Consider the following 24,044-nt stretch of genomic DNA (forward strand, 5'->3'; position numbering starts at 1 on the left):
GGCACGCTCCTCGACGGCACGGCCCTCACGAGGCTCCCTCCAGGGCGGCGCCGTCCGGGTCGCGCACCGGCAGGGCGCCGAAGCTGCGCGGACGCGGGCCGGTGGCGAAGTGGTGCTCGGCGATCGACTGCCCGGCGCGGCGCACCTGCGCCTCGACCGAGTCGAGGAACCGGGTCAGGTTGGGGCGGTCCACCCCGCCGATCGCGACCAGGGTGGCCAGGTCGGTCCCCTCGACCTCGGCGATCAGGTCGGCCAGCAGCCGCTCGGGGCGGGTGGATCCGGTCGACAGCGGCTGCGCGGCCAGGTGCTCGGCCGCCCGGGCCAGGTTGAACGCCACCGAGCGCGGGTTCTCGGCGTCCATCAGCAGCAGGTCCAGCACCCCGACGGGGCGCACGTAGTCGCGGTAGCGGCGGCGGTGGGTCACCGTGCTCTCGGCACTGGCGATGACGGCGTTGAGCACCTCCCGGTCCACCTCGAGCCCGCGCCGCTCCACGACGACCCGCAGCAGCCGGCAGAGCTGGAGCACCCGCTCCAGCGCCTGACCGACGCCGATCATGTGCCACCCGGTGTCGCGCACCATGCTCGCGGTGACGCCCTGCAGCGAGAGCACCCCGACCAGCATCCGGCCGGCGGTCTCGGCGATGGCGTGGCTGTGCGGCGATCCGCGCAGCGCCGCCTCCGCCCGCGCGGCGACGCCGAAGACGCGCCACACGTCCGGGGAGAGCTGGTCGCGGACGCCGGCGAGGTCGTCGCGCAGCGCGGCCAGCGCGTGCGCCACCGACCCCTCGCGGTCGGCGTCGAGCAGCAGCGAGCGGAACTCGGCGTCCAGGTCCTCGTGGTAGCGGCCCGCGAGCGAGGCGACCACGCCGAGCATCACCTCGAGGCTGATGCCACCGGTGGTCCGCGGGCGGGTCCGGTAGTCCTCCGCGAGCACGTGCGCGGCGAGCACCAGCCGCAGCATGTCCTCGGCGCGCTCGGCGTACCGGCCGAACCAGAACATGTCCTCCAGCGCCCGCGGCACGGTCGCCGGCAGGGAGCGGACGCTGGTCATCGGTCGCACGTCCGAGAGCCGCTGGTCGGGCTCGCGGTCACTGGCCTTGAGCACCCAGACGTCCTTGCTGGCGACCGGGCGGTCGCCGTCGCGGACGCTGGCCATGCCGCCGAGCAGCGGTCGGTAGGTGGAGCCGTAGCGCAGCGTGAAGGTGCGCAGGGTGACGTCGAGCGGGCGCGCGTCACCGCGGCTCCAGGCGGGCGCCTGCGACAGCGGCAGCCGCTCCTGGCCCGCGTAGCGGTGCGGCGCGGCCAGGATCCGCCGGCGCAGCAGGTCCGGCGCCAGGTCGGTGACCAGGACCCCGGTGCCGTCGGTGGTGCGGATCTCCAGCTCGTCGAGCCGGTCCAGCACGTGGTCCAGGGAGTCCGGGTCGCCGCACCACCAGGTCGGCACGGTCTCCAGCCGCAGCGGCTCGCCGAGCAGGTGCTGGCACATCGCGCCCATCGACGCCTGCAGGCCGGGGTTCTCCATGACGCCCGCGCCGAGGCCGTTGACCACCCGCACCCGGCCGCGGCGTACCGCCTCGGCGAGGCCGGCGACGCCCAGCTGGGAGTCCCCGCGCAGCTCCAGCGGGTCGCTCCACGCCGCGTCGACGCGGCGCAGGATGACGTCGACGCGCTCCAGGCGCACCGGGGTGCGCATCAGCACCCAGCCGTCGCGCACCACCAGGTCGCTGCCCTGGACCAGCGGCAGTCCGAGGCTGGTGGCGATCGCCGCCTGGTCGTAGAACGTCTCGGAGTGCGATCCCGGGCTGAGCACCACGACCCGCGGGTCGGGCAGGTCGCCCTGCGCGGACTGCAGCAGCGCCGAGCGCAGCGCCCACAGGTACGGCGCCATCCGGTGCACCTCGGCCTCGCGGTACAGCTCGGGGACCACACGGGAGAGCACCTTGCGGTTCTCGGTGGCGTAGCCGAGGCCCGAGGGCGCCTGCGTGCGGTCGGCGAGCACGCGCCAGGTCCCGTCGGCGTCACGCCCGAGGTCGGTGGCGGAGAGCACCAGCGGGCGGGGGTCGGCGATCCGGTCGCCGGCCATCACCCGGGTGAAGCCCGCGTGGCCGTAGACCAGCGCCGGCGGGACGACGCCGTCGCGCAGCAGCGTCTGCTCGCCGTACAGGTCGACCAGGATCGCGTTGAGCAGCTCGGCACGCTGGGCCAGGCCGACCTCGAGGCCCTGCCAGGAGGCGGCGTCGATGATCAGCGGCACCGGGTCCAGGCGCCAGGCGCTGGGCCGGTGCCCGGGCCGGGAGTAGGTGACCCCGTCGTCGGCGAGGAACCGTCCGATCTCCTCCTCCACCCGGCGCAGCTCCGTCGGCCCGATCTGGAGCGCGACCTCGGCCAGGCGCTTCCAGGCCTCGCGCAGCGAGCCGTCCGGCGCGACCATCTCGTCGTACCTCGGCGGAGCGCCGGTCAGGTCGGGCTGGCTCAGGCTGGCGACGTAGTCGCGCAGGACGGTCACGGGCGGCTCACGGGAGGGGTCACGTACGGGGTAGGTCGGGTGCGGGTCAGCGGCGGATCGACGCCCGACGCAGGTCGAGCGTGTGCGGGTACTCGGCGCTCGCCACGGCGCGGGCGGCGGCGCGCAGGGACGCTACGTCGATCGGGCCGGCGGTGTGCCGGCCCGGCTCGAAGCGCGAGGCGCGGCGCGCCTCCGCCTCGTTGGCGTTGACCGGCGGGTGGTCGTAGGAGCGGCCGCCGGGGTGGACCACGTGGTAGGTCGCGCCGCCGAGGCTGACCCCGGCGTCGAGGTCGACCACGTCGAAGGTGAGCGGCGACTGGACGCCGATCGAGGGGTGCAGCGAGGACCACGGCTGCCAGGCCTTGAACCGCACGCCGCCGTAGTAGGCGTCGCCGGGCAGGCCCGGGGTCCCCAGGCTCGTCGCGGCGGTGGGCGTCATCGGCACAGGGACACCTTGGCACGTCACGAGGTGGCGCGCAGGGTCGATGCCGGTCACGGCGACCTGGACGCGCTCCACGGACGAGTCGACGTAGCGGGCCGTGCCGCCCCCGGTGGCCTCCTCGCCGAGCACGTGCCACGGCTCCACGCCCTGACGCAGCTCCATCCGGATCCCCTCGCCCGGGCCGGCACCCGGGCCGGCGCCGAGGTCGGCGAAGCCGATCCGCGGGAACCGGAACTCCACGAACGGGTCCAACCAGGCCGGGTCGAAGGCGATCCCGAACCGCTCCAGGTCGGCGACCACGCGGCGGATGTCGCCGATCGCCCCCTGCGGCAGCAGGAAGTCCTCGTGCAGCCGGGTGCCCCAGCGGACCAGCGGCTGGGTGGCCACGTCGAGCGGCCGCTCCCAGAACATCGCGACCAGGCTGCGCACCAGCAGCGCCTGCACCAGGGCCATCTGGGGGTGCGGCGGCATCTCGAAGCCGCGCAGCTCCAGCAGCCCGAGCCGGCCCCGGGTCGAGTCCGGGCTGTAGAGCTTGTCGATGCAGAACTCGGCGCGATGGGTGTTGCCGGTCAGGTCGGTGAGCAGGTGCCGCAGCGCCCGGTCGACCATCCAGGGCGCCACCTCGTCGCCACGCTCGGCCGCCGCGGCGCTCATCCGGAGCACCTCCGCGAAGGCGATCTCCATCTCGTAGACCGCCTCGGGGCGACCCTCGTCGAAGCGCGGCGCCTGGCTGGTGGGGCCGATGAACCGGCCCGAGAACAGGTAGGAGAGCGCCGGGTGGCGCTGCCAGTAGCCGACCAGGCTGACCAGCAGGTCGGGCCGGCGCAGCAGGGGCGAGTCGATCGGCGCCCGGCCGCCCAGGGTCAGGTGGTTGCCGCCGCCGGTGCCGGTGTGCAGCCCGTCGAGGTCGAACTTCTCGGTGGTCAGCCCCGCCAGCCGCGCCTCGGAGTAGAGCCGGGTGACCAGGTCGCGCTGGTCGGCCCAGCTGGTGGTCGGCTGGACGTTCACCTCGATCACGCCGGGGTCCGGGGTCACCGACAGGGTGGTCAGCCGTGGGTCGGGCGGCGGCGGGTAGCCCTCGAGGACCAGCGGGCACCCCGCACCGTCCCCGCCCCCGCCGGCGGCCGCCGCCTCGACGACGTGCAGCAGGTCGGCGTAGTCCTCCAGCCGCGTGGTCGGCGGCAGGAAGACGTGCACGTGGCCGTCGCGGGCCTCGAACGCGACCGCGGTGCGGTCGGCGCCGACCGGGTCGGCCAGCGCCACCGGCGGCACGCCGGGCGCCAGCGGCTCCCCCGCCTCCAGGTACGACGGCTGCGCCGGCGCCTCCGGGTCCACCCAGTCGATCGAGTCCAGCGGCAGCCGCAGGCCCACCGCGCTGGTGCCCGGGGTGAGCACCAACCGGCCGCGCCGGAACCGCCACACCGGGCTGGTCCAGCCGGTCTCGGCCATCGCCAGCGGGACCACCCACCCGGTGGGCGTGGTGACGTCGGCGTCGAGCGCCTCGACCAGGGCCTCGGCCTCCTCGTCGAGCTCGTCCAGGTCGGCCTCCGGGCGGTCGCCGTACGGCTGGCGGACGTGGTCGGCGAGCGCAGCGAACGGGTCCTCGAAGGCGGGCCGGACCTGCGAGTCGGGTAGGCCGAGCGCGGCGGCGAAGCGACGCGCGAGCCGCTCGGCCGCGGCCGGCGGGTCGGCCACGGCGGCGCCGGCGTCCCAGGGGTCGGCGAGGAGCGCGGGGTCGGCCCACAGCGGCTGGCCGTCCGTGCGCCACTGCAGCGCGATGTTCCACCGCGGCAGGGGCTCGCCGGGGTACCACTTGCCCTGCCCGCGGTGGACCACCCCGCCGGCGGCGTACGTCTCCCGCAGCCGCTCGGCGAGGACGGTGGCCAGCGCGCGCTTGGCGGGTCCGTCGGCCTCGGTGTTCCACTCCGGGGTGGAGGCATCGGCCATCGACACGAACGTCGGCTCCCCGCCCATGGTCAACCGCACGTCGCCGGCCTCGAGGCGCTTGTCCACGGCGGCGCCGAGGGCGTCGATCCGGGCCCACTGGTCCGCCGAGTAGGGCGCGGTGACCCGGGGGTCCTCGTGGATCCGGGTCACGCCGTTGTGGAACTCGAAGGTCACCTCGACCGGCTCCGTGGCCCCCTCGATCGGAGCGGCCGAGCTCGGGTGCGGGGTGGCGCTGAGCGGGATGTGGCCCTCGCCGGCGAACAGCGCGCTGGTCGGGTCCATCCCGACCCAGCCGGCGCCGGGGATGAAGACCTCGGTCCAGGCGTGCAGGTCGGTGAAGTCCTCGGCGGGCCCGCTGGGACCGTCCACGCCGTGCGTGGCGTACTCGTCGGGCGCGAGCTGGACCAGGTAGCCGGAGACGAACCGGGCGGCGAGGCCGTACTGGCGCAGCAGGCTCACCAGCAGCCAGGCGCTGTCGCGGCAGGACCCGATGCCGACCTCGAGCGTGTGGTCGGGGGTCTGCACGCCCGGCTCCATCCGCACCGAGTACGCGACGTCGCGGTGCACGGCGGCGTTGAGCGTGGCCAGGAAGTCCACCGTCGGCACGCCCTCCTCGGGCAGCGGCGGAAGGCCCTCGCGCCAGGCAGCGGCCCGATCGGCGTTCTCGACCGGCCGCAGGTACGGCGCCAGGTCGGCCTTCAGGGCGGGCGCGTAGTCGAAGGGGAACCGCTCGGCGTACTCCTCGATGAAGAAGTCGAACGGGTTGATCACCATCATGTCCGCGACCAGGCCGACGGTGATGTCGAGGTGGTCGACCTTCTCCGGGAAGACCAGCCGGGCCAGCCAGTTGCCGAACGGGTCCTGCTGCCAGTTGAGGAAGTGGCCGGCGGGCTCGACCGTCAGCGAGTAGGCCTCGATCGGCGTGCGGCAGTGCGGCGCGGGACGCAGCCGGACCACGTGCGGCGCCACCGTCACCGGGCGCTCGAAGCGATAGGTGGTGCGGTGCTCGAGCGCGACCTTGATCGACATGGGCGCCACACTAGGTAACGACGGGCACCCCCGTGTTTCGGACAGGTCACGTCGTCGGTAGGGCCCTCCGCCGGTCAGCGCGAGGCGGTCAGCTCGTCCAGCTGGGACTGGAGGTAGGACCGCCACTCGCCCGGGTCCGTGGGCAGGTCGCTGGGCAGGGAGGGAAGCCCGCTGGGCAGGTCGGAGAGGACGCTGGAGAGGTAGTCCGTGACCTCCGACATCCGCTCGGAGGCGAACTCGGACATGCGCGAGGCCATCTCGGAGAGGTTGGTGGGCATGTCGGTGGGCATGCCCTCGGGCAGGCGCGGCCTGTCGGTCCCCTCGACTGTCTCCTCGGTGGGCTCCGCCGTCAGGCTGGCGCCCTGCTGGTCGGTGCCGGAGTCGTCGCCGGTGAGGACCAGGATCGCGGCCGCGACGATCGCCGCCACGATCACCACCGAGCCGAGCACGCCGAGCACGATCAGCAGCGTCCGGTTCGCCCCGCCGCCCGGCGGCGGACCGGTGGGCCCGCCCGGACCGTCGGAACCACCAGGCCCATCAGGCCCACCCGGGCCACCCGGGCCACCCGGGCCACCGAACGCGCCACCGAACTCGTAGGGGCGGGTGTCGCCGTCGTCACCGCCCGGCGGGTACTGCGGGTACTGGGGGCTCACTCCGGACACCCTGGCCTCCTCACGCCGGCCTCACCGTGCACCACCTGCCAAGGTAACGCCGCGACCGCCCGAACGGTCACGGCTCCAGGCGGGAGAGCACCTCCACCACGCGCCTGTTGGCCTCGGCCTCGCCGACGGTGATCCGGACGCCCTCACCCGCGAACGCGCGCACCGAGAGGCCCACCGCGTCGCAGGCCGCGGCGATCTCGGCCGTCCGATCGCCGACGCCGAGCCAGACGAAGTTGCCCTGGGCCTCGGGGACCTGCCAGCCGATCTCGGCCAGGCTCTTGACCAGTCGCTCCCGCTCGTCGACCAGGAGGTCGACCCGGGCGCGGAGCGCCGTCTCGGCCTGCAACGAGGCGACCGCGGCGGCCTGGGCCGCGGTGGAGACGCCGAAGGGCAGCGCGACCGACCGCACCGCGGCGGCGATCTCCGGGGTCGAGGCGAGGTAGCCGACGCGCAGCCCGGCCAGCCCGTAGGCCTTGGAGAAGGTGCGCACCACGGCGACGTTGCTGCGCTCGCCGACCAGGGCGATCCCGTCCACCGGATCCTCGGCGCGGACGAACTCCAGGTAGGCCTCGTCGACGACGACCAGCACGTGCTCGGGAACGGCGGCGAGGAAGCCCCGGACCTCGGTCGCCGACAGCGCCGGACCGGTCGGGTTGTTCGGCGTGCAGAGCAGCACCACCTTGGTCCGCTCGGTGACCGCGGCGGCCATCGCGGCCAGGTCGTGCCGGGCGTCCGCGGTCAGCGGCACCGGGACGGGCGTCGCCCCCGCCACGGTGATCGCGATCGGGTAGGCCTCGAAGGACCGCCACGGCATCACGACCTCGTCGCCGGGGCCGCAGAACGCCGTCAACAGGCCGAACAGCACGGCGGTGGAGCCGGTGCCCAGCGACAGCTGCTCCGGGACGACGTCCAGCCGGTCGGCGAGCGCCCGGTAGAGCGCGACGGAGCCCATGTCGGGGTAGCGGTTCATGGTCGCCACCGCCTGCTCGGCGGCCTCGAGCACGCCCGGCAGCGGCGGGTAGGGGTTCTCGTTGGAGGAGAGCTTGTACGGCGTCACCCCGGGAGGCGCCGTGGGCGGCCGGCCCGGCACGTAGGGCGGCAGGCTGCTGAGGTGCGGGAGCGGCTGCGGAGACGTCACCGGACGACCCTACGATCGCGGCGCGGGCGGGCCCGCATCCGGGCCGGGGCGGCCGTCCGCGGGGGCCGCGGGGCCGGCGGTGTCACGCCGCGCTGTCCTCGGCCTCGGCGAGCACGACCCGCCCGCCGGGCACGATCGCGAGGTCCCGCCCGAGCGTGAGGTCGAGGGGGTTGGTCAGGCAGCGCACCGAGCCGCCGCCGAGGTGGAACTCGGTGACGTCCACGAGCACCACCGTGAAGCCCCACTCCTCGAGCCGGGCCCGCACCCGGTCCGGGCACGAGGGCATCACCACGGTGCGGCCGACCACGACGGAGTTGGCGCAGAAGGTGGTCAGCGCCTCCTCCTCGGTCAGCACCAGCGGCTCGGGCACGAGGTCGAGCAGCATCGCCGCGGAGGCGGGGTCGAAGGCGTCGGGACAGACCAGCGCGCGGCCCTCGTCCAGCGGGCAGAAGGCGAGGTCGAGGTGGTACATCGCCGGGTGGGTGATCCGGACACCGCGGACCAGGACGTCCAGGTCCGCGGCGAGGGCGGAGAGCGCCAGCTCGTCGGTGCGCGGCCCGAAGCCGACGACCAGCTCCCCGCGCCACGCGAAGGCGTCGCCGGCCTCGAAGCTCGGACCGTGCCCATCCGTGCCCACGTGGGAGGAGGCGAAGAGCGCGGCCTCGAACCAGTCGCGGGCCGACGGGGTCTCGGTCCGCCGCTGCGCGTAGCGCATGTGCGACATCACCACCGAGCGGGTGGACGGGGTGCCCGGCACGGCGTGCCGCAGCACGGGGAGCCCGAGGTTCATCGCGTAGACCATGTCCGGGGCGTCCGCACGCGGCGGGATCACCTCGACCGGCGCCCCGAGCGTGCGCAGCGTGGAGGCCAGCCGGCGCCACTGGGCGCCGGCCCGCTCCGGGTCGGGCTGCACGGCGGTGTCCATGAACGGGTTGATCACGTAGTCGACGCGGAAGTGCGACGGCTCGACCATCGCGTAGTGACGACCCCAGAGCAGCTCGGTCACGACCATCCCCTTCCCGAATTTGTCGGATTGTCCGACAATCTGACAACGAAGTATGCGGGCAGCACGCCCCGAATGCCAACAGCCCTGCAGAATGGGCGCCATGCCCGGCCGCTTCGACACCCTGCACGTGGAGCACGCGCTGACCTCGGACCGGGTCGCCGCCGAGCTGCGCCGAGCGGTCTTCGAGGGCGAGCTGGAGAGCGGTACGCCGCTGCGGGAGGTCGCGCTCGCCGACTCGCTCGGAGTCGCCCGCTCGACCGTCCGCGAGGCACTGACGGTGCTGGTCGCCGAGGGGCTGGCCACGCGCGAGCCGCACCGCGGGGTGAGCGTGGCGACGCCGCGCGCCGAGTCGGTGCGCGACGTGTGCCGGGCGCGACAGGTGCTCGAGGGCGCCGGCGTCCAGGCGTGGCGCTCGGCGACCCCGGCGGCGCGCCGCCGGGTCCGCACCACGCTCGACGCCTACACCGCGGCGGTCCGGGAGAACGCCTCGTACGAGGAGCTCAACGAGCGCCACCTGGCGTTCCACGTGTCCCTGGTCGAGCTGACCGCGAGCCCGCGGCTGGTGCAGATGGCCGACAACCTGATGGACGAGCTCAAGCTGGCGCTGGCCCAGGTCGACCGGGTCCGCCGCAACGCCCACGACCAGGCCGACTCGCACGAGGCGCTGGTCCGGCTGCTCGAGGCCGACAGGCTCGACGGCGCCGACGGCGCGGCGGCCTTCCTGCGCAGCCACATCGCCGACGCCGAGGCGGAGATCATCGAGGCGCTCGGCCTGCAGTGAGCCTCCGGGCTCGCCTGCGACGTACCGTCTCGGCTGCCAGACTGACCGCCATGCTGGTCTTTCTGACGCGGTGGGCCATCACCGCCGCCGCCCTCGCCCTCGCCGCCCAGATCATGGACGGCATCTGGTTCGACGGAGCGACCACCGGCCAGGCCGAGTGGGAGGACAAGATCGTCCCGGTGCTGCTGGTCGCGCTGATCCTCAACGCGGTGACGATGTTCGTGAAGCCGGTGCTGACGATCCTCTCGATCCCGTTCATCATCATCACCCTCGGCCTGTTCCTGATCATCCTCAACGCGCTGCTGCTGCTGTTCACCGAGTGGCTGGCCGGACTCGTCGACATCGGCTTCCACGTCAACGGCTTCTGGACCGCGGTCGGCGGCTCGATCATCATCAGCATCACCACGTGGTTCCTGGACGCCTTCATCGGCGTGGAGCGATGATCGGCTGATGGACGTTCCGGTCCCCCGCACCCCGGGTGGCTACCAGGTCGCGCTGGTCTGCCTCGGCAACATCTGCCGCTCCCCGATGGCCGACGTGGTGCTGTCCGCACGGGTCGCCGACGCCGGGCTCGACGGCGCCGTGGCGGTGGTCAGCGCGGGGACCGGCGACTGGCACGTCGGCGACGGCATGGACCGCCGGGCGGCGGCCCTGCTCACCGCCGAGGGCTACGACCCGACCGCGCACCGGGCCCAGCAGGTCGCGGTCGCCTGGTTCGACACCTTCGACCTGGTCCTCGCGATGGACGAGGCGAACCTGGCCGACCTCTACGAGCTCGACCGCGCCGGCGAGGCCACCTCCGACGGCCGGGTCCGGCTGTTCCGCGACTTCGACCCCGAGGGCCCCGGCGAGGTGCCCGATCCCTACTACGGCGGGGACGCGGGCTTCCGGAACGTGCTGGCGATCGTCGAGCGGACCGCCGACGCCCTGGTCGCCGCGATCGCCGAGGCGATCGGCGACTGACCGAGACGGGACCGAGCACGTCCGCTGCCCGATTTCGGAGATGAGGCGGCGCCACGCAGGCAGTAGTGTCCGAGGATGCCCCAACCGACGTACGCCCAGCTCGCCGACCTTCCCGCGTACGCCGAGCAACCGGTGCCCACCGCGTTCGAGGACATGAACGGCTACCTCAACGTGCGGCACTACCTCGGCATCGGCAGCGAGGGCCTCGACGAGTCGCTGGTCGACCTCGGCATCCCGACCAACTGGCCGCTCTCGGCCGGTCGGGCCTGCCTCTCGGCCGAGCACCACGTGAGCTACCTGCACGAGCTGAAGACCGGCGACATGATGTCGGTGCGCGTCCGACTGCTCGGTCGCTCCGAGCGCGCCGCGCACGCGCTCGTCTACATCCTCGACGACACGAACGAGCGACTCGCCTGCGTGTTCGAGGAGATCTTCCTGCACGTGGTGGTCGCGATCCGCAAGACCGAGCCCTGGCCCGAGGAGATCGCGACCCGGATGGACGAGCGGGTCGTCCAGCACGCCGCGCTGCCGTGGCCGGCCGAGACCAGCGGCTGCCTGGCGCTGCGCTGACGCGTGCGCCGCCGTCGCGCACGTGCGCGCGATACCTGAGAAGTTCCGGCCGTGACAGGTATCACGCACATTCGGCGGCCCGGACACCTGGGCGTAACGAACGATCAATCTGCCGGCGACCTGTCCGGCGCACTCTGTGATCATGAACGAGACGACCTCTCCGACGCTCGTCCCGGGCCGCCACACCGCCGACCCGGAGACCACCCCGTCCGGCTCCACCCAGGAGCGCCGCAACGCCCTTCGCACCCGCCACGCCCGCGGTCTCACCACCCTGATGACCGAGCGCAGCGACCTGCGGGGCGTCCATGCCCTCGCCGACTTCGTCGCCGACGCGGTCCGCTGGTCCGCCTGATCACCCGACCGACCGCCGCGCCCGCACGGCGCGGCCCGCGTGAGGCCGATCCACGACACGGGGCCGTCCGGTGGTCGACGGCCGGTGGTCGACGGCCGGGGTCGACCACCGGGCGACGCCTCCCGAAGCGCCGTGACGGGTCCGTCTAGACTCACCAGCCGTGATCTTCAAGCGCGTGGGGCACGGTCGCCCCTACCCCGACCACGGGCTCACCGCCCGTGGCTGGGCTGCGGTCCCGCCGCGCCAGGTCCGACTCGACGAGCTGGTCACCACCAAGGACACCCTCCAGCTCTCCTCGCTGCTCGATGAGGACTCCACGTTCTACGGCGACCTGTTCGCCCACGTGGTGCTCTGGCAGGGCGAGTACTACCTCGAGGACGGCCTCCACCGAGCACTGCGCGCTGCCCTGCAGCAGCGCACGGTGCTGCACGCGCGGGTGATCCGGATGGAGGCTTGATGAACGTCGCAGCACGCACTCGCTCGGCCGCGACCGCGGCCGTGCTGGTCACCCTGTTCCTGGGCGGCACCGCCTGGGCGTGGTCGGCGGTGACCGAGCCGTTCCCGAAGGCCGAGGAGACGCCGGTCTGCATCGACCGACCGGTCGCTGCCGGGGACCGGGTGCGACCCCCGGACGTGGTGGTCAGCGTGCTCAACGCGAGCACGCGCAACGGCCTCGCCGGGCAGACCCTCAACCAGCTGGGCGGGTTCGGCTTCGCTCGCGGCGAGTCGGGCAACGCGACGGTCGCCAGCGCCAAGACCCTCACCGCGCAGATCTGGACCACCACGCCCGACAACCCGGACGTGCGGCTCGTCGCCAGCCACCTGGGCAAGCGCGTGCGGATCGTCGAGCAGGCCTCGGACCTGCCCGGCGTCACGGTGGTCGTCGGCGAGAAGTTCGACGGCGTGACGCGCGGCCGGAAGCAGGTCAGGGCCACGGTGGCCACCTCCGTCTGCGGGCCGACCCCGAACCCGTAGCGCGTCATCCGCCACCGGCGCCGCGGCCTGCGCGGTCGCTACCGCTCCTCGCCGAGCCACTGGGCGAGCCGGCCACCGGCGCTGACCCGGCGCAGCCGGTTCTCGGTCGCCTCCCGCTGCTTGCGGGGCGTGACCACCAGCAGGTCGTCGCCGCGGCGCAGCACCGTGCGCGACTCGGGCACCAGCGTGGCACCGTTGCGGACCACCATCGACACGCTCGCGCCCTGCGGCAGCCGGAGCTCCCCGACCTCGACGCCGTGCAGGCGGGAGACCGGACTGATGGTGACTTGGAGGAGGTCCGCGGCCACCCGCTCCAGCGGCGCCACCTCCAGCTCGAGGTCGCGTGGCTCCGCGCTGCGCGCGACCCGCAGCACGCGCGCGGCCAACGGCAGCGTCGGCCCGGTCAGCAGCGTGAAGATCACCACCATCACGAAGACGAGGTCGAAGAGGTGGTCCGCGTCGTCGATGCCCTCGGCGAGCGGGATGGTGGTCAGCACGATCGGCACCGCGCCGCGCAGCCCCGCCCACGACAGGAAGGCGATCTCGCGCGGCGGCATGGGCTGCACCACCGAGCTGATCGCGACCGAGAGCGGTCGGGCCACGAAGGTGAGGATCAGTCCCGCCGCGACCGCGAACCCGACGATCGTCCAGGTGATCCGGTCCGGCGACAGCAGCAGCCCGAGCATCACGAAGAGCCCGATCTGCGCGATCCAGGCCATCCCCTCGACGAACGACCGGGTGGCCCCGCGGTGCGGCAGCTCGGCGTTGCCGAGGACCAGCGCCGCGACGTACACCGCGGCGAAGCCGCTCGCGTGCAGCGCGGAGGCGGCGGCGTAGCCGATCAGGGTCAGGCACAGCACCGCGATCGGGTAGAGGCCGGAGGCGGGCAGCGCGGCGCGGCGCATCACCCAGGCGCCGCCGAAGCCGGCGGCCAGCCCCACGGTGACGCCGACCGCCAGCTCGAAGACGATGGTCGCGACCAGCCCGAGGACCCCGTGCTCCAGGGCCGCGCCGCTGGCGACCAGGCTGACCAGGACCACCGTGGGCGCGTCGTTGAGACCCGACTCCGCCTCCAGCGTGCCGGTCAGCCGCCGCGGCAGCGGGACCACCCGCAGCACCGAGAAGACCGCCGCCGCGTCGGTGGGTGAGCAGACGGCTCCGAGCAGCACGGCGAGCTGCCACGACAGCCCGAGCACGTAGTGGGCCGCCAGCGCGACCACCGCCACCGAGACCGTGACGCCGACGGTGGCCAATGCGAAGCCCAGTCGCATCGACGGCCGGGTCTCGCGCCAGCTGGTGGTCAGGCCGCCCTCCGCCAGGATGATCGACAGGGCCGCGAAGCCCAGTGCGTGCGCGACCTCGGCGTTCTCGAATCCGATCCCGAGCACGGACTCGCCCAGCACCACGCCCATCAGCAGGTAGATGAGCAGGCTCGGGAGTCCCGCGCGGGAGGAGAGCCGCACCGCGAGCACCGCCAGCAGCGTCACGCTCGCGCCGACCAGCACGAAGGTGTCGAGCTCGTGCAGGTCGAAGTCCATGTCACCTCGGAACCGGGGCGGCGATCGGGGCGGCGGATCCGAAGTCTATCGACGCCCGGGCACACCGCCACGGCCAAGGGGGTGGCCGGTTTCTAGAACGTGTTCTAGATTTGCCGCATGACCTCAACCCCCTCCGGGCTCGCCGTCCCGGCCCCGCTGCCGGCCTCCGCCCTCGCCGACGCCGAGAGCTACGACGTGGTGGTCGTCGGCTTCGGCATCTCCGGCGGCTGCGCCGCGCTGGAGGCCGCGCGCTCGGGCGCACGGGTGCTGCTGCTCGAACGGGCCGCGGTGCACGGCGGCACCTCGTCGATGTCCGGCGGCCACTTCTACCTCGGCGGCGGCACCGCGGTGCAGCGGGCGACCGGCCACGAGGACACCGTGGAGGCGATGATCGCCTACCTCGAGGCCAGCACGAAGGACCCCGACAAGGAGAAGATCCGCGCCTACTGCGAAGGCTCGGTGGACCACTTCGACTGGCTGGAGTCGCTCGGCTTCGAGTTCGAGCGCAGCTACTTCCCCGGCAAGGCGGTGATCCAGCCCGGCACCGAGGGCCTGATGTTCACCGGCAACGAGAAGGTCTGGCCCTACCGCGACGAGATCCCGCCCGCGCCGCGCGGCCACAAGGTCCCGGTGCCCGGCGACACCGAGGGCACCCGGATCGTGATGGACCTGCTCCGGCAGCGGGTCGAGGAGGCCGGCGTCGAGGTCCGGTTCGAGACCGGCGCGACCCACCTGGTCGTCGACGGCGAGGCCGGATCGGGCCGGGTCGTCGGGCTGGCCTGGAAGTCCTTCGAGAGGACCGGCGTGATCCGGGCCGGTGCGGTGGTGATCGCCGCCGGCGGCTTCGTGATGAACCCCGACATGGTGGCCCGCTACACCCCGGCGCTGGGCTCCAAGCTGTTCACCCTCGGCTCCACCTACGACGACGGCCTCGGCATCCGCCTCGGCGAGTCGGTCGGAGCGGCGCTGGAGCACATGGACGAACCGTTTATCACCGCGCCGTTCTACCCGCCGTCCTCCCTGGTCAAGGGGCTGATCGTGAACAAGGAGGGGAAGCGGTTCGTCGCCGAGGACAGCTACCACGCGCGGACGTCGTACGAGGTGCTGCGCCAGCCCGACGCGACGGCGTACCTGATCGCCGACAGCGAGCACATGGAGGAGCAGCGGATGCCGCTGGTCCCGCTCAAGGACGGCTACGAGACGATCGAGGAGATGGAGGAGGGCCTGGGCCTCCCCGAGGGCTCGCTGGTGGCCACGATGGCGCGCTACAACGAGTACGCCGCGAAGGGCGAGGACCCGGACTTCCACAAGCACCCCGACTGGCTGGCCCCGCAGACCGAGGGACCGTGGGGCGTCTACGACCTCACGCTCGGCGTGGCGATGTACGCCGGCTTCACCCTGGGCGGCATGGCCACCACCGTCGACGGCCAGGTGCGCCGCGAGGACGGCTCGGTGATCGAGGGCCTGTACGCCGCCGGCGCCTGCGCCTCGAACATCGCCCAGGACGGCGCCGGGTACTGCTCGGGGACCCAACTCGGCGAGGGGTCGTTCTTCGGACGGCGGGCCGGCCGGCACGCGGCCCTCGCGACGGCTGCCAAGATGAGGGCGTGACCACCCGCCTCGCCGCCGCCCAGCGGGCCAACGTCCCGCCGTTCCACGTCATGGACGTGCTCGCCGCGGCGGCGGAGCGCCAGCGCACCCACGGCGACGTGATCAACCTCGCCGCCGGCCAGCCGAGCACGGGAGCGCCGGCCGCGGTCAACGCCGAGGCGGTCCGCCTGCTGCAGAGCGGCGACCCGCTGGGCTACACCCCCGCGGTCGGGGTGCCCGAGCTGCGGGAGGCGATCGCCGACCACCACCGCCGCCACTACGGCGTCGCGGTCGGCGCCGAGGACGTGGTGGTCACGACCGGCTCCAGCGGCGGCTTCCTGCTGGCGTTCCTGGCCGCCTTCGAGGTCGGCGACCGGGTGGCGATCGCACGCCCCGGCTACCCCTGCTACCGCAACGTGCTGGCGGCGCTCGGGTGCGAGGTGGTCGAGCTCCCGACCGGCGCGGCCACGCGCTTCCAGCCGACCGTCGACGACGTCGCCCGGGCCCACGCGGCGCAGCGCCTGCACGGGCTGATCGTGGCGAGCCCCGGCAACCCCACCGGCACGATGCTCGCCCGCGACGAGCTCGCGGACCTGGCCCGCTGGTGCGAGGAGAACGGCGTCCAGCTGATCTCGGACGAGATCTACCACGGCATCGAGTACGGCACGGGCGAGCGGGCGGCCAGCTCCGCCTGGGAGACCTCGCGGGAGGCCGTCGTCTTCGGCTCCTTCTCGAAGTACTTCTCGATGACCGGCTGGCGACTGGGGTGGATGCTCGCGCCCGAGCGTCTGCGCCGACCGGTCGACGTGCTGACCGGCAACTTCAGCATCTGCCCGCCGGTGCTCTCCCAGCGCGCCGCGCTGGCGGCGTTCACCCCGGAGTCCTCCGCCGAGCTCGACGGCCACGTGCGCCGGTACGCCGAGAACCGCGCGCTGCTGCTCGACGGGCTCCGCCGCCTGGGGATCACCCGCCTGGCGCCGGCCGACGGGGCGTTCTACGCCTATGCCGACGTGCGGCACCTGACCGACGACTCGATGACCTACGCCAAGGGCCTGCTGGCCCGTACCGGGGTGGCGCTGGCCAGCGGCGTCGACTTCGACACCGTGGACGGCGGTCACTACCTGCGGTTCAGCTTCGCCGGCTCCGGCGAGGAGATCGTGCGCGCCCTGGACCGGCTCGACGGCGCGCTCTGATCCCGACGCCGGCGCACGTCCGGGCCTCGCGGACGTTCAGCGGGCGGGCGGGCCCACGATGCGGTGCACGAAGTGCTCCAGCTGCTCCAGGTTGCGGCACTCGAGCATCTCCACGACCTGCCCGTAGGTCGGCGCCGCGGAGTCACCGGTCCCCCAGTTCCGCTCGTGCTCGGGGTTCAGCCACCACGCCCGGCGCACCGAGCCGGCCATCCGGCGCAGCACGTCCTCGTGCAGGTCGGAGTAGTTGCTGCGACCGTCGCCGAGGATCAGCAGCGTGGTCTTCGGACCGAGCGCGTCGGCGTACTGCTCGTCGAACTTGGTGAACGCCCGGCCGTAGTTGGTGCGGCCCCACAGCGCGGCGTGGCTGGTGCTGGCGGCGAGGTCGGCGAGCACGTCGGCGGGGTCGGCACCGGAGCGGAAGTACGGCGTCACCTCGTGCACGTGGTCGATGAAGGTGAACGCCCGCATCGACTGGAAGACCTCGCGCAGCGCGAAGACGAAGAGCAGCGTGAACTGGGCGAAGTTCGCCACCGAGCCGGAGACGTCGCAGAGCACGACCAGGTCGGTGCGGTGCGGGCGCTTGGGCCGGTGGTGGGTGACGAGCGGGACGCCGCCGGTGGCCATCGACGCCCGGACCGTTCGCCGGAAGTCCAGCGGCCCGCGGCGCCGGGCGTGCTGCTCCTTGGCGAGCTTGGTCGCGAGCCGGCGCGCGAGCGGGAAGATCTCGCGGCGCATCTCCTCCAGGTCGGCGCGCCGGGCCGAGGTGAAGGCCAGCTTGTCGATGCTGGGCCGCACGGTGACGTCGGCGACGTGGTCGGGGCCCTTCTCCTCGGCGATGCGACGGCGGGCGTCGTCCTCGACGAGTCGGGTGAAGCCGCCGATACGGCGGGCCGCGGTGCGCGTCGCCTCGTCCTCGTCGGCGCCGCCGGCCATCAGCGCGGCGATGATCTGCTCGGTGAGCTCCTGGGGCGAGACCCGCTGCAGGGCGGTGTAGGCCGACCAGGAGGAGAGGCCCGGGCCGCGACCGGGCATGGCACCGAACCGGGCCATCATCTCCGCGGCCAGCTCGCGCATCTGCTGGGCGTCGTACTCGCCGGACTCCATCGCCTCCGCGAGGCGGTCGCGGAACTCCTGCAGCGCCGCCGCGTTGTCGCGGACCCGGCCCTGCTCGGCGCCGTCCCCGCCACCGTCGTCACCGGTGGCGCGGGCGGCACCGTCGCCGACCATCGCCGGGAAGTAGACGTCGAAGAGGGCGTCGAACGTGGTCCGGTGCGACTGCCTCTTCAGCAGCGTGGCGGCGAAGGCGTCCCGGACCGTGCCCCGCTCACCCCAGGGCAGCGCGGAGAGGGCGGCCACGCTGTCGATGTCCTCGGCGAGCGAGACCGAGAGGCCCGCGCCACGCAGCGCCTCGATGAAGGCGAGGTGCCGGTCGAGCAGCCCGGAGCGGTACTCCTCGACGGGGGCGGGGCCGTCGGCCATGTCAGCGGGCCCCGGGCAGGCTGCGGCCGATCTTCAGCTCCCGCACCGCGCGCTCGTGGTCCGAGGCGTGCTTGAGGACGACGCCGAGGGTGTCCGTGATCGCCTTCTCGTCGAGGTCGCGGATCTCCAGCGCGATCAGGGTGCGCGCCCAGTCGACCGACTCGGCGATCGAGGGTGCCTTCTTCAGGTCCATGTCGCGGAGCCTGCCGACCGTGGCGACCAGCTGCTCGGCGATCCGGTCGTCGATGCCCGGCACCTGGCTGTGCAGGATCTCCCGTTCACGGGCGGCGTCGGGGTAGTCCAGGTGCAGGTAGAGGCAGCGCCGCTTCACCGCCTCGGAGAGCTCGCGGCTGGCGTTGGAGGTCAGCACCACGAAGGGCCGGCGGGTCGCCGCCACCGTGCCGAGCTCGGGGATGGTGACCTGGAAGTCGCTGAGCACCTCGAGCAGCAGGCCCTCGACCTCGATGTCGGTCTTGTCGACCTCGTCGATGAGCAGGACGGTCGGCTCCTCGCGCCGGATCGCGGTGAGCAGCGGCCGGGTGAGCAGGAACTCCTCGGCGAAGATGTCGTCGTGGGTGCGGCCCCAGTCCGGCGCGTCGGCGCCCTTGGGCTCGGCCTGGATGCGCAGCAGCTGCTTCTTGTAGTTCCACTCGTAGAGCGCGCGGGCCTCGTCCAGACCCTCGTAGCACTGGAGCCGGACCAGGTCGGCGCCGGTGGCGCGGCTGACCGCCTTCGCCAGCTCGGTCTTCCCGACGCCGGCGGGGCCCTCGAGCAGCAGCGGCTTCTCCAGCGCGCCGGCGAGGAACGCGGTGGTCGCCGTCGCGTGGTCGGTCAGGTAGCCGGTGGCGTTCAGGCGGGCGGCCGCGTCGGCCGGCGAGGCGAACCAGGTCATGGCGCCTATCCTGCCCGCCCGGCGGGCACCGGGTCCCCCGACCCCGGGAGACTTCGTGATCCCGCACCCACGAGGTTGTGCGGATTGCCCCGTGACCGCAAGGCGCCCGGCCTCGTTGGGGAGGCATGCCCCCGTCCGCCGCCGCGCCACAACGCTGGCTGCGCGCTGCCAGGGTGGCTCAGACCGGCCTCTCCTCGGTCGCCCTGACCTCGCTGGTGGTCGCGGCCGCGGTCAGCGTCTGGGGGTCGTCGGGCGCCCACGACGACATCGCGGGGATCGGGGTGCGGCCCCAGAGCGAGCAGGTCGACCGGATCTACCTGGAGAACAGGTGCTCGGTCACCGGGTTCACCGGCGCAGGGTTCAGCCGCACAGGGCTCAGCGGGGACGGCACGCCGACCAAGGCCCTGATCCGCCGCGAGTCCGGACGGATCGCGCTGGTCAGCTTCGCGGAGGGCTGGCGGATCCACACCGGCGGCGCCCCGGGTGAGCTGATGGCCGTGTGCCTGGGCCCGGCGACCTCGGACTGACGCGCCGATCGGCTCCGCCGACTCAGTCGACCGCGCGCAGCAGCCGGTGCCGGGTGGCCAGACGGCCGTCGGCGTCGCGGTACAGCCCGCGGCGGGCCGCCTCCCGCTCGCCGGGCGGGAAGGTGTCGAGCAGCGCGCGGATCTGCTCGCGGCAGCGGTTCGTCTCGGCGACGATCTCCGCCACCAGCTCGGTGGCCTGGGCGTTCGCCGGGTCGGTGGCGTGGTCGGTGGGCGCGTGGCGATGCGGTCGGTGGGTCCTCATGGGCACGTCCTGCCTCTCCGGCGATGCCGCCCAGACCCCCCGTTGACCCTGAGCCCGGCGCCGCCGATGCGCGGATGCGGTCACACAAGCACACCGGGCCGGCTCCACGCCGGATTTGGCGTACGACGCCCGCGGGGTGCGTCGTCACCTGGATTCCCGCCCCGAGATCGGCATCTCAGGGGCGGAAATCCGTGTGACGCGGCCCCTCGGCGGGCTTGCGGGGCAGGAACCTGCGGGCAGGAAGTACGCCGGGATCAGGCAGCGCGAGCGGGTCCAGACGCCTCCGGGTCGTCATGGCACCAGGACCCTACGGGGCCGACGCGGCCGTGCGACCGGCCGAAGGCGCCGGATCCGGCCGGTCGATCCGCTCCGGGCGCGGTCGGTCAGTGGTCGCGCAGCAGGCTCCCGTGGCCGGCGAATCGGTCGTCGATGCCGTGCTCGCGCAGCGCGTGCCACAGCGTCGCGGCGTTGATCGCCACGACCGGCTTGCCGAGCTCCGCCTCGAGGTCGTTCGCGAGACCCACGAACGAGAGGTTGGTGCCGACCTGGACGATCGCGTCGACGCCCGGGCCGTCGAGGTCGGCGACCACCCGGCGCAGCCGGGGCTCATCGACGCGGGCGATGTCGGTCGCCGTGGCGCAGCGCAGCCCGGTGATCGCCGCGACGTCGAACCCGGCCTCGGTGAAGAACCGGCCGACCTCGCGGTCCGCGACCGGCTGGTAGGGCGAGAACACCGCGATCCGTCGTACGCCGAGCGTCTGCAGCGCCGCGCGACACGAGCTGGCCCCGGTGGTGACCGGCAGCCCGGTGGCCTCGTGCAGGCGCCGCTCGAAGGCGGCGTTGCCGTCCACCCCGCCCCAGAACGTCTCGGCCGACATCCCCATCACCAACCGGTCGGGCTCCGCGGTCATGACGTCGCGGACCGCGGTGTCGATCGAGGCGCGGATCTGCACCAGCAGGGCCTCGAAGCCGGCATCACCGTCCATGGTCGGGTCGGCGATGTGCATCGACCCGGCACGGTGGGCGACCCCGGGCACCCCGACCCGCCAGTAGTCGTGCTCGACGACGGTGTTGGTGCTGGGCACGATCACGCCGAACACGGCGCGGGTTCCGACCACGTTGGTCACGGGGCTCCGATCTCGTTGAGGTGCCGGTCGACGGCGCGGTGGGCGCGCTCCCGGGCGGTGGGCCGGTCCAGCAGGAGGGCGTCGACGAGCAGGGGCGCGACGATAGCGGCGACCGCGTCGTCGGCGGCCTCCTCGGCCGCTCCGCCGTCCTCGGCGAGGCCGGCGGCCCGCAGCACCGCGCGGAACGGCGCGAGCAGGTCGTCGACGTACCGGTGGCGGAGGGCCGCGGCCTCCCCGTCGACCGCGGCGGTCGCGGCGAGCGCCTGGAGGAACGCCGCGACCGGCTTGTCGCGCAGGCGGTCGCAGAGCGCGTCGACCTCGGCGTGCAGGTCGGCGCGCGGATCGCCCGAGCCCGCGCGGGACGGGCTCGGCGCGACCTCGATCAGCGCGGCCAGCACCGCGGTCGGCGTCGGCCAGTGCCGGTAGATCGTCGAGCGCGACACCCCGGTGACCTGGTGCAGCCGCTGCGCGGTCAGCGCTGCCGCGCCGTCGGACAGGAGCAGGTCGAGGGCCGTGGTCAGCACCACCTCGGTGGTGTCGCTCGCCGGTCCCGGCGGTCGTCCTGATCGGGCCATGAGAAAACGATACAGGTTGAACCATCAATGTGATACCAATACATCTTGTATCGCTTATCAACCGGTCCGCCCGAGCCCGAGGAGAGCCCATGCGTCCCCACGTCGAGACCATCGACGAGCGCGACCTGATCTGGCACGTCGCCGAGTTCGAGCACGCCACCGGCACCGCCAAGCAGCGCAACCTCTGCTACGACGAGGAGGACGGTTCCGCCTCGCTCAAGGTGCACTTCACCAGCGACTGGTCGCGGCCCGCGGGCGTGCACGCGGCCGAGACCGAGTGGTACGTGCTGGAGGGCGAGGTGCGGATCGGCGACACCGTGCTCGGCCCCGAGGGCTACTGGCACGCCGCGACCGGCGTGTGGACGCCGCCGCTCGAGGTGGCCGCCGGCACGGTGGTCCTGCTCTGGCGCGAGTACGGCGACTGGACCTTCACCCCGTCCGCGACCGACGCCGTCGGCGTACGGGAGGACCAGCGGCTGATCGTGCTGCAGACCAGCGAGATGCCGTGGATCGACGTCGAGGACGGCAGCCCGATGCGGTTCGACCTCGGCGGCACGCCGGTGCCGGGGCTCTACATCAAGCTGCTGCACCGCGACGAGAAGACCGGCTTCTACACCCGGCTGATCAAGGCGAAGCCGGGCTGGGTCGAGCACCCGCTGGCCCACCACCCGTGCAGCGAGGAGGCCTACTGCCTCGAGGGCGGCTTCGAGTACAGCTTCGGCACGATGTGGCCGGGCACCTACTTCTGGCGCCCGCCGCTGGTGCGGCACGGCGACTTCACCGCGCACCACGAGCTGGGCTGCACCTGGATCCTGCGCTCCGACAGCGACCTCGTCGACTGGTACACCGAGGACGCCCGGATCGAGATGCAGGGCACCCCGACCAACTGGGGCGACGGCTTCCCGCTGAGCGCGGCGCCGGTGCCGGTGCAGCCGGTGCGCTCCCGCAGTCTCGGACGCTGGGCGGACCCGACGTACCAGTGATCCGACCGCGTCCGGCCCCTGCGCGTGTCCCCGCGACCCCGGACGCGACGAAGCCCCGCCCGAGGACCCGGGCGGGGCTTCGGCCTTCTCGGCGGTCCATCGACGATGGCGTCACCCATGGGGGAACAGCTCGTCGGCATGATCGCTGCAGGCCCGGGAGGTCATGTCGACCGCACCCCGCCCTCGCCGTCGACCTAGTGCTTCGGGGAGACCACGGCGCCACCCTAGCCAGGCCGGGACGACCAGACCCGGAACAGACCCGGAAATGACAAGATCCGGACCCACAACCGTGGGTCCGGATCTTGCAGATGTCGTCCGACATCACAGGGCGGTGGCGGAGGGATTTGAACCCTCGGTGGGCTTGCACCCACAAACGCTTTCGAGGCGTTCTCCTTAGGCCGCTCGGACACGCCACCGGGGGAAACGTTACCGGAGCGCCTCCCCGGCCCGAAATCGGGGCGCCCCTTCCCGAGCGGCCGTGAGCGGCCTCACCAGCGCGGGTGGATCGCCTCCCGCAGCCGGGCGTCGTACAGCTCGCGGACCCCGGACAGGAACGACTCGGGCAGCGGGCCGATCTCGCCGGCGGCGGCGTTCGCCCGCGCCTGCGACGGGCGCGAGGCACCGGGGATCACGGTGGTGACGCCGGGCTGCTGCCAGCACCAGGCGATCGCGGCCTGGGCCGGGGTCACGTCCTCGCCGAAGGTCTCCCGGACCAGGGCGCTGAAGACCGCGGAGGCCTGCAGCCCGGTCTCGTAGTCGACGCCGGAGAAGGTCTCGCCGACGTCGAACGCCTCGCCGTGGCGGTTGTAGCTGCGGTGGTCGTCGGCGGCGAACGTGGTGCTCGCGTCGTACTTGCCGGTGAGCAGGCCCGACGCCAGCGGCACCCGGGCGATGATCCCCACGCCGGCCTCGGCCGCGGCGGGCAGCACCGCGTCCAGCGGCTTGAGCCGGAACGCGTTGAGGATGATCTGGACCGAGGCGACGCCCGGCCGGGCGATCGCGGCGAGTGCCTGGTCGCAGGTCTCCACGCTGACGCCGTACGCCGCGACCACGCCGTCGGCGACCAGGGTGTCGAGCGCGTCGTACGTCGCGTCGGCCTCGATCACCGCGCTCGGCGGGCAGTGCAGCTGGACCAGGTCGATCGTGTCGACCCCAAGGTTGCGCCGGGACCGGTCCAGCCAGAGCCGGAAGTTGTCCAGCACGTAGTTGGCGGGCACCTGGTCCATCCGGCGCCCCATCTTGGTGACCACGGTGAACCCGGAGTCGGCGCCGCCGTGGTCGGCCAGGAAGCGGCCGACGATCTGCTCGCTGCGCCCGTCGCCGTAGACGTCGGCGGTGTCGTAGAACGTCACCCCGGCCTCGGCGGAGGCCTCGAGCACCGCACGGGCGTCGGCCTCGCTCACCTCCCCCCAGTCCGCTCCCAGCTGCCAGGTGCCGAGGCCGACGACCGAGGCCGTCCGACCCATCCGAGGGAAGCTGCGCTGCTCCACGATGTCCTCCTCAACCG

At 73.4% G+C, this 24,044-nt stretch carries 23 protein-coding genes and 1 tRNA gene; 11 read left to right on the forward strand and 13 right to left on the reverse strand.

Annotation, left to right across the window (positions count from 1 at the left end; translation table 11 throughout):
- Positions 1 to 25: 25 nt before the first annotated feature.
- From E8D34_RS12930 to E8D34_RS12955, 5 genes are all read right to left on the reverse strand, one after another.
- Positions 26 to 2,506 carry a circularly permuted type 2 ATP-grasp protein gene (locus E8D34_RS12930; RefSeq protein ID WP_136595063.1) on the reverse strand — a complete coding sequence of 827 codons (2,481 nt, stop codon included), beginning with the start codon at positions 2,504 to 2,506 and terminating at the stop codon, positions 26 to 28.
- A gap of 46 nt (positions 2,507 to 2,552) precedes the next feature.
- Positions 2,553 to 5,924: a transglutaminase family protein gene (locus E8D34_RS12935; protein ID WP_136595064.1), complete on the reverse strand. Its 3,372-nt coding sequence runs from the start codon at positions 5,922 to 5,924 to the stop codon at positions 2,553 to 2,555.
- 74 nt (positions 5,925 to 5,998) lie between these two features.
- Positions 5,999 to 6,586, reverse strand: coding sequence for a hypothetical protein (locus E8D34_RS20795; RefSeq protein WP_168929430.1), 588 nt, complete (start codon positions 6,584 to 6,586; stop codon positions 5,999 to 6,001).
- A 67-nt stretch (positions 6,587 to 6,653) separates the two neighbouring features.
- Positions 6,654 to 7,724, reverse strand: a complete 1,071-nt coding sequence (gene hisC / locus E8D34_RS12950; RefSeq protein ID WP_136595067.1) for a histidinol-phosphate transaminase — start codon at positions 7,722 to 7,724, stop codon at positions 6,654 to 6,656.
- A gap of 82 nt (positions 7,725 to 7,806) precedes the next feature.
- Positions 7,807 to 8,736: an arginine deiminase-related protein gene (locus E8D34_RS12955; protein ID WP_136595068.1), complete on the reverse strand. Its 930-nt coding sequence runs from the start codon at positions 8,734 to 8,736 to the stop codon at positions 7,807 to 7,809.
- A 94-nt stretch (positions 8,737 to 8,830) separates the two neighbouring features.
- Between E8D34_RS12955 and E8D34_RS12960 the strand changes: the two genes are divergently transcribed.
- From E8D34_RS12960 to E8D34_RS12990, 7 genes are all read left to right on the forward strand, one after another.
- Positions 8,831 to 9,511, forward strand: a complete 681-nt coding sequence (locus E8D34_RS12960; RefSeq protein WP_136595069.1) for a GntR family transcriptional regulator — start codon at positions 8,831 to 8,833, stop codon at positions 9,509 to 9,511.
- Between the two features lie 50 nt (positions 9,512 to 9,561).
- Positions 9,562 to 9,954 carry a phage holin family protein gene (locus E8D34_RS12965; protein WP_136595070.1) on the forward strand — a complete coding sequence of 131 codons (393 nt, stop codon included), beginning with the start codon at positions 9,562 to 9,564 and terminating at the stop codon, positions 9,952 to 9,954.
- Positions 9,955 to 9,961: 7 nt separating this feature from the next.
- The gene (locus tag E8D34_RS12970; protein WP_136595071.1) at positions 9,962 to 10,474 is read left to right on the forward strand and encodes a low molecular weight protein-tyrosine-phosphatase; all 513 of its coding nucleotides are present in this window, start codon (positions 9,962 to 9,964) and stop codon (positions 10,472 to 10,474) included.
- Between the two features lie 75 nt (positions 10,475 to 10,549).
- Complete coding sequence (locus E8D34_RS12975) at positions 10,550 to 11,044, forward strand: thioesterase family protein (RefSeq protein ID WP_136595072.1); 495 nt, start codon at positions 10,550 to 10,552, stop codon at positions 11,042 to 11,044.
- A 142-nt stretch (positions 11,045 to 11,186) separates the two neighbouring features.
- Positions 11,187 to 11,396: a hypothetical protein gene (locus tag E8D34_RS12980; protein WP_136595073.1), complete on the forward strand. Its 210-nt coding sequence runs from the start codon at positions 11,187 to 11,189 to the stop codon at positions 11,394 to 11,396.
- 160 nt (positions 11,397 to 11,556) lie between these two features.
- Positions 11,557 to 11,853 carry a type II toxin-antitoxin system VapB family antitoxin gene (locus E8D34_RS12985; protein ID WP_136595074.1) on the forward strand — a complete coding sequence of 99 codons (297 nt, stop codon included), beginning with the start codon at positions 11,557 to 11,559 and terminating at the stop codon, positions 11,851 to 11,853.
- The gene (locus E8D34_RS12990) at positions 11,853 to 12,371 is read left to right on the forward strand and encodes a LytR C-terminal domain-containing protein (protein ID WP_136595075.1); all 519 of its coding nucleotides are present in this window, start codon (positions 11,853 to 11,855) and stop codon (positions 12,369 to 12,371) included. Before E8D34_RS12985 ends, E8D34_RS12990 begins: the two co-directional genes overlap by 1 nt.
- A gap of 38 nt (positions 12,372 to 12,409) precedes the next feature.
- Here the strand turns inward: E8D34_RS12990 and E8D34_RS12995 are convergent, their stop codons facing one another.
- Entirely contained in the window at positions 12,410 to 13,909 is a 1,500-nt protein-coding gene (locus E8D34_RS12995) for a potassium/proton antiporter (RefSeq protein WP_136595076.1), read from the reverse strand.
- Positions 13,910 to 14,026: 117 nt separating this feature from the next.
- Between E8D34_RS12995 and E8D34_RS13000 the strand changes: the two genes are divergently transcribed.
- Positions 14,027 to 15,520 (forward strand): FAD-binding protein, encoded by a 1,494-nt coding sequence (locus E8D34_RS13000; protein ID WP_136595077.1) that lies wholly within the window; start codon positions 14,027 to 14,029, stop codon positions 15,518 to 15,520.
- Positions 15,517 to 16,692, forward strand: a complete 1,176-nt coding sequence (locus E8D34_RS13005) for a pyridoxal phosphate-dependent aminotransferase (protein WP_240771334.1) — start codon at positions 15,517 to 15,519, stop codon at positions 16,690 to 16,692. The genes E8D34_RS13000 and E8D34_RS13005 overlap by 4 nt, the downstream gene beginning before the upstream one ends.
- Before the next feature lie 36 nt (positions 16,693 to 16,728).
- Here E8D34_RS13005 and E8D34_RS13010 read toward each other — a convergent pair whose 3' ends face one another.
- Both E8D34_RS13010 and E8D34_RS13015 read right to left on the reverse strand, forming a co-directional pair.
- Positions 16,729 to 18,171, reverse strand: coding sequence for a VWA domain-containing protein (locus E8D34_RS13010; RefSeq protein WP_136595078.1), 1,443 nt, complete (start codon positions 18,169 to 18,171; stop codon positions 16,729 to 16,731).
- Position 18,172: 1 nt separating this feature from the next.
- Positions 18,173 to 19,063, reverse strand: coding sequence for a MoxR family ATPase (locus E8D34_RS13015; RefSeq protein WP_136595079.1), 891 nt, complete (start codon positions 19,061 to 19,063; stop codon positions 18,173 to 18,175).
- A gap of 173 nt (positions 19,064 to 19,236) precedes the next feature.
- Between E8D34_RS13015 and E8D34_RS13020 the strand changes: the two genes are divergently transcribed.
- Positions 19,237 to 19,590 (forward strand): hypothetical protein, encoded by a 354-nt coding sequence (locus E8D34_RS13020; RefSeq protein ID WP_136595080.1) that lies wholly within the window; start codon positions 19,237 to 19,239, stop codon positions 19,588 to 19,590.
- Between the two features lie 22 nt (positions 19,591 to 19,612).
- Here E8D34_RS13020 and E8D34_RS13025 read toward each other — a convergent pair whose 3' ends face one another.
- The 3 genes from E8D34_RS13025 to E8D34_RS13035 form a co-directional block, all read right to left on the reverse strand.
- Positions 19,613 to 19,852 (reverse strand): hypothetical protein, encoded by a 240-nt coding sequence (locus E8D34_RS13025; RefSeq protein ID WP_136595081.1) that lies wholly within the window; start codon positions 19,850 to 19,852, stop codon positions 19,613 to 19,615.
- 383 nt (positions 19,853 to 20,235) lie between these two features.
- Entirely contained in the window at positions 20,236 to 20,979 is a 744-nt protein-coding gene (locus tag E8D34_RS13030; RefSeq protein ID WP_136595082.1) for an arylmalonate decarboxylase, read from the reverse strand.
- Positions 20,976 to 21,554 carry a TetR/AcrR family transcriptional regulator gene (locus E8D34_RS13035; protein ID WP_136595083.1) on the reverse strand — a complete coding sequence of 193 codons (579 nt, stop codon included), beginning with the start codon at positions 21,552 to 21,554 and terminating at the stop codon, positions 20,976 to 20,978. Before E8D34_RS13035 ends, E8D34_RS13030 begins: the two co-directional genes overlap by 4 nt.
- Positions 21,555 to 21,643: 89 nt before the next feature.
- On the opposite strand from E8D34_RS13035, the gene E8D34_RS13040 reads away from it, so the two are divergent.
- Positions 21,644 to 22,537, forward strand: coding sequence for a DUF4437 domain-containing protein (locus E8D34_RS13040; RefSeq protein ID WP_136595084.1), 894 nt, complete (start codon positions 21,644 to 21,646; stop codon positions 22,535 to 22,537).
- A 329-nt stretch (positions 22,538 to 22,866) separates the two neighbouring features.
- Here E8D34_RS13040 and E8D34_RS13045 read toward each other — a convergent pair.
- Both E8D34_RS13045 and E8D34_RS13050 read right to left on the reverse strand, forming a co-directional pair.
- Positions 22,867 to 22,953, reverse strand: a tRNA-Ser gene (locus tag E8D34_RS13045).
- Positions 22,954 to 23,025: 72 nt separating this feature from the next.
- A complete protein-coding gene (locus tag E8D34_RS13050) occupies positions 23,026 to 24,027 on the reverse strand; it encodes an aldo/keto reductase (protein ID WP_136595085.1) in 1,002 nt (333 codons plus the stop codon).
- Between the last annotated feature and the right edge of the window lie 17 nt (positions 24,028 to 24,044).

This window comes from Nocardioides sp. GY 10113, assembly GCF_004919105.1.
Lineage (GTDB): Bacteria > Actinomycetota > Actinomycetes > Propionibacteriales > Nocardioidaceae > Nocardioides.

Coding starts and splice junctions, on each gene's coding strand:
- E8D34_RS12935 (WP_136595064.1), bottom strand. CDS start 5,924: ATGTCGATCAAGGTCGCGCTCGAGCACCGCACCACCTATCGCTTCGAG.
- E8D34_RS12955 (WP_136595068.1), bottom strand. CDS start 8,736: ATGGTCGTGACCGAGCTGCTCTGGGGTCGTCACTACGCGATGGTCGAG.
- E8D34_RS12960 (WP_136595069.1), top strand. CDS start 8,831: ATGCCCGGCCGCTTCGACACCCTGCACGTGGAGCACGCGCTGACCTCG.
- E8D34_RS12965 (WP_136595070.1), top strand. CDS start 9,562: ATGCTGGTCTTTCTGACGCGGTGGGCCATCACCGCCGCCGCCCTCGCC.
- E8D34_RS12970 (WP_136595071.1), top strand. CDS start 9,962: ATGGACGTTCCGGTCCCCCGCACCCCGGGTGGCTACCAGGTCGCGCTG.
- E8D34_RS12975 (WP_136595072.1), top strand. CDS start 10,550: ATGCCCCAACCGACGTACGCCCAGCTCGCCGACCTTCCCGCGTACGCC.
- E8D34_RS12980 (WP_136595073.1), top strand. CDS start 11,187: ATGAACGAGACGACCTCTCCGACGCTCGTCCCGGGCCGCCACACCGCC.
- E8D34_RS12990 (WP_136595075.1), top strand. CDS start 11,853: ATGAACGTCGCAGCACGCACTCGCTCGGCCGCGACCGCGGCCGTGCTG.
- E8D34_RS12995 (WP_136595076.1), bottom strand. CDS start 13,909: ATGGACTTCGACCTGCACGAGCTCGACACCTTCGTGCTGGTCGGCGCG.
- E8D34_RS13000 (WP_136595077.1), top strand. CDS start 14,027: ATGACCTCAACCCCCTCCGGGCTCGCCGTCCCGGCCCCGCTGCCGGCC.
- E8D34_RS13010 (WP_136595078.1), bottom strand. CDS start 18,171: ATGGCCGACGGCCCCGCCCCCGTCGAGGAGTACCGCTCCGGGCTGCTC.
- E8D34_RS13015 (WP_136595079.1), bottom strand. CDS start 19,063: ATGACCTGGTTCGCCTCGCCGGCCGACGCGGCCGCCCGCCTGAACGCC.
- E8D34_RS13025 (WP_136595081.1), bottom strand. CDS start 19,852: ATGAGGACCCACCGACCGCATCGCCACGCGCCCACCGACCACGCCACC.
- E8D34_RS13035 (WP_136595083.1), bottom strand. CDS start 21,554: ATGGCCCGATCAGGACGACCGCCGGGACCGGCGAGCGACACCACCGAG.
- E8D34_RS13040 (WP_136595084.1), top strand. CDS start 21,644: ATGCGTCCCCACGTCGAGACCATCGACGAGCGCGACCTGATCTGGCAC.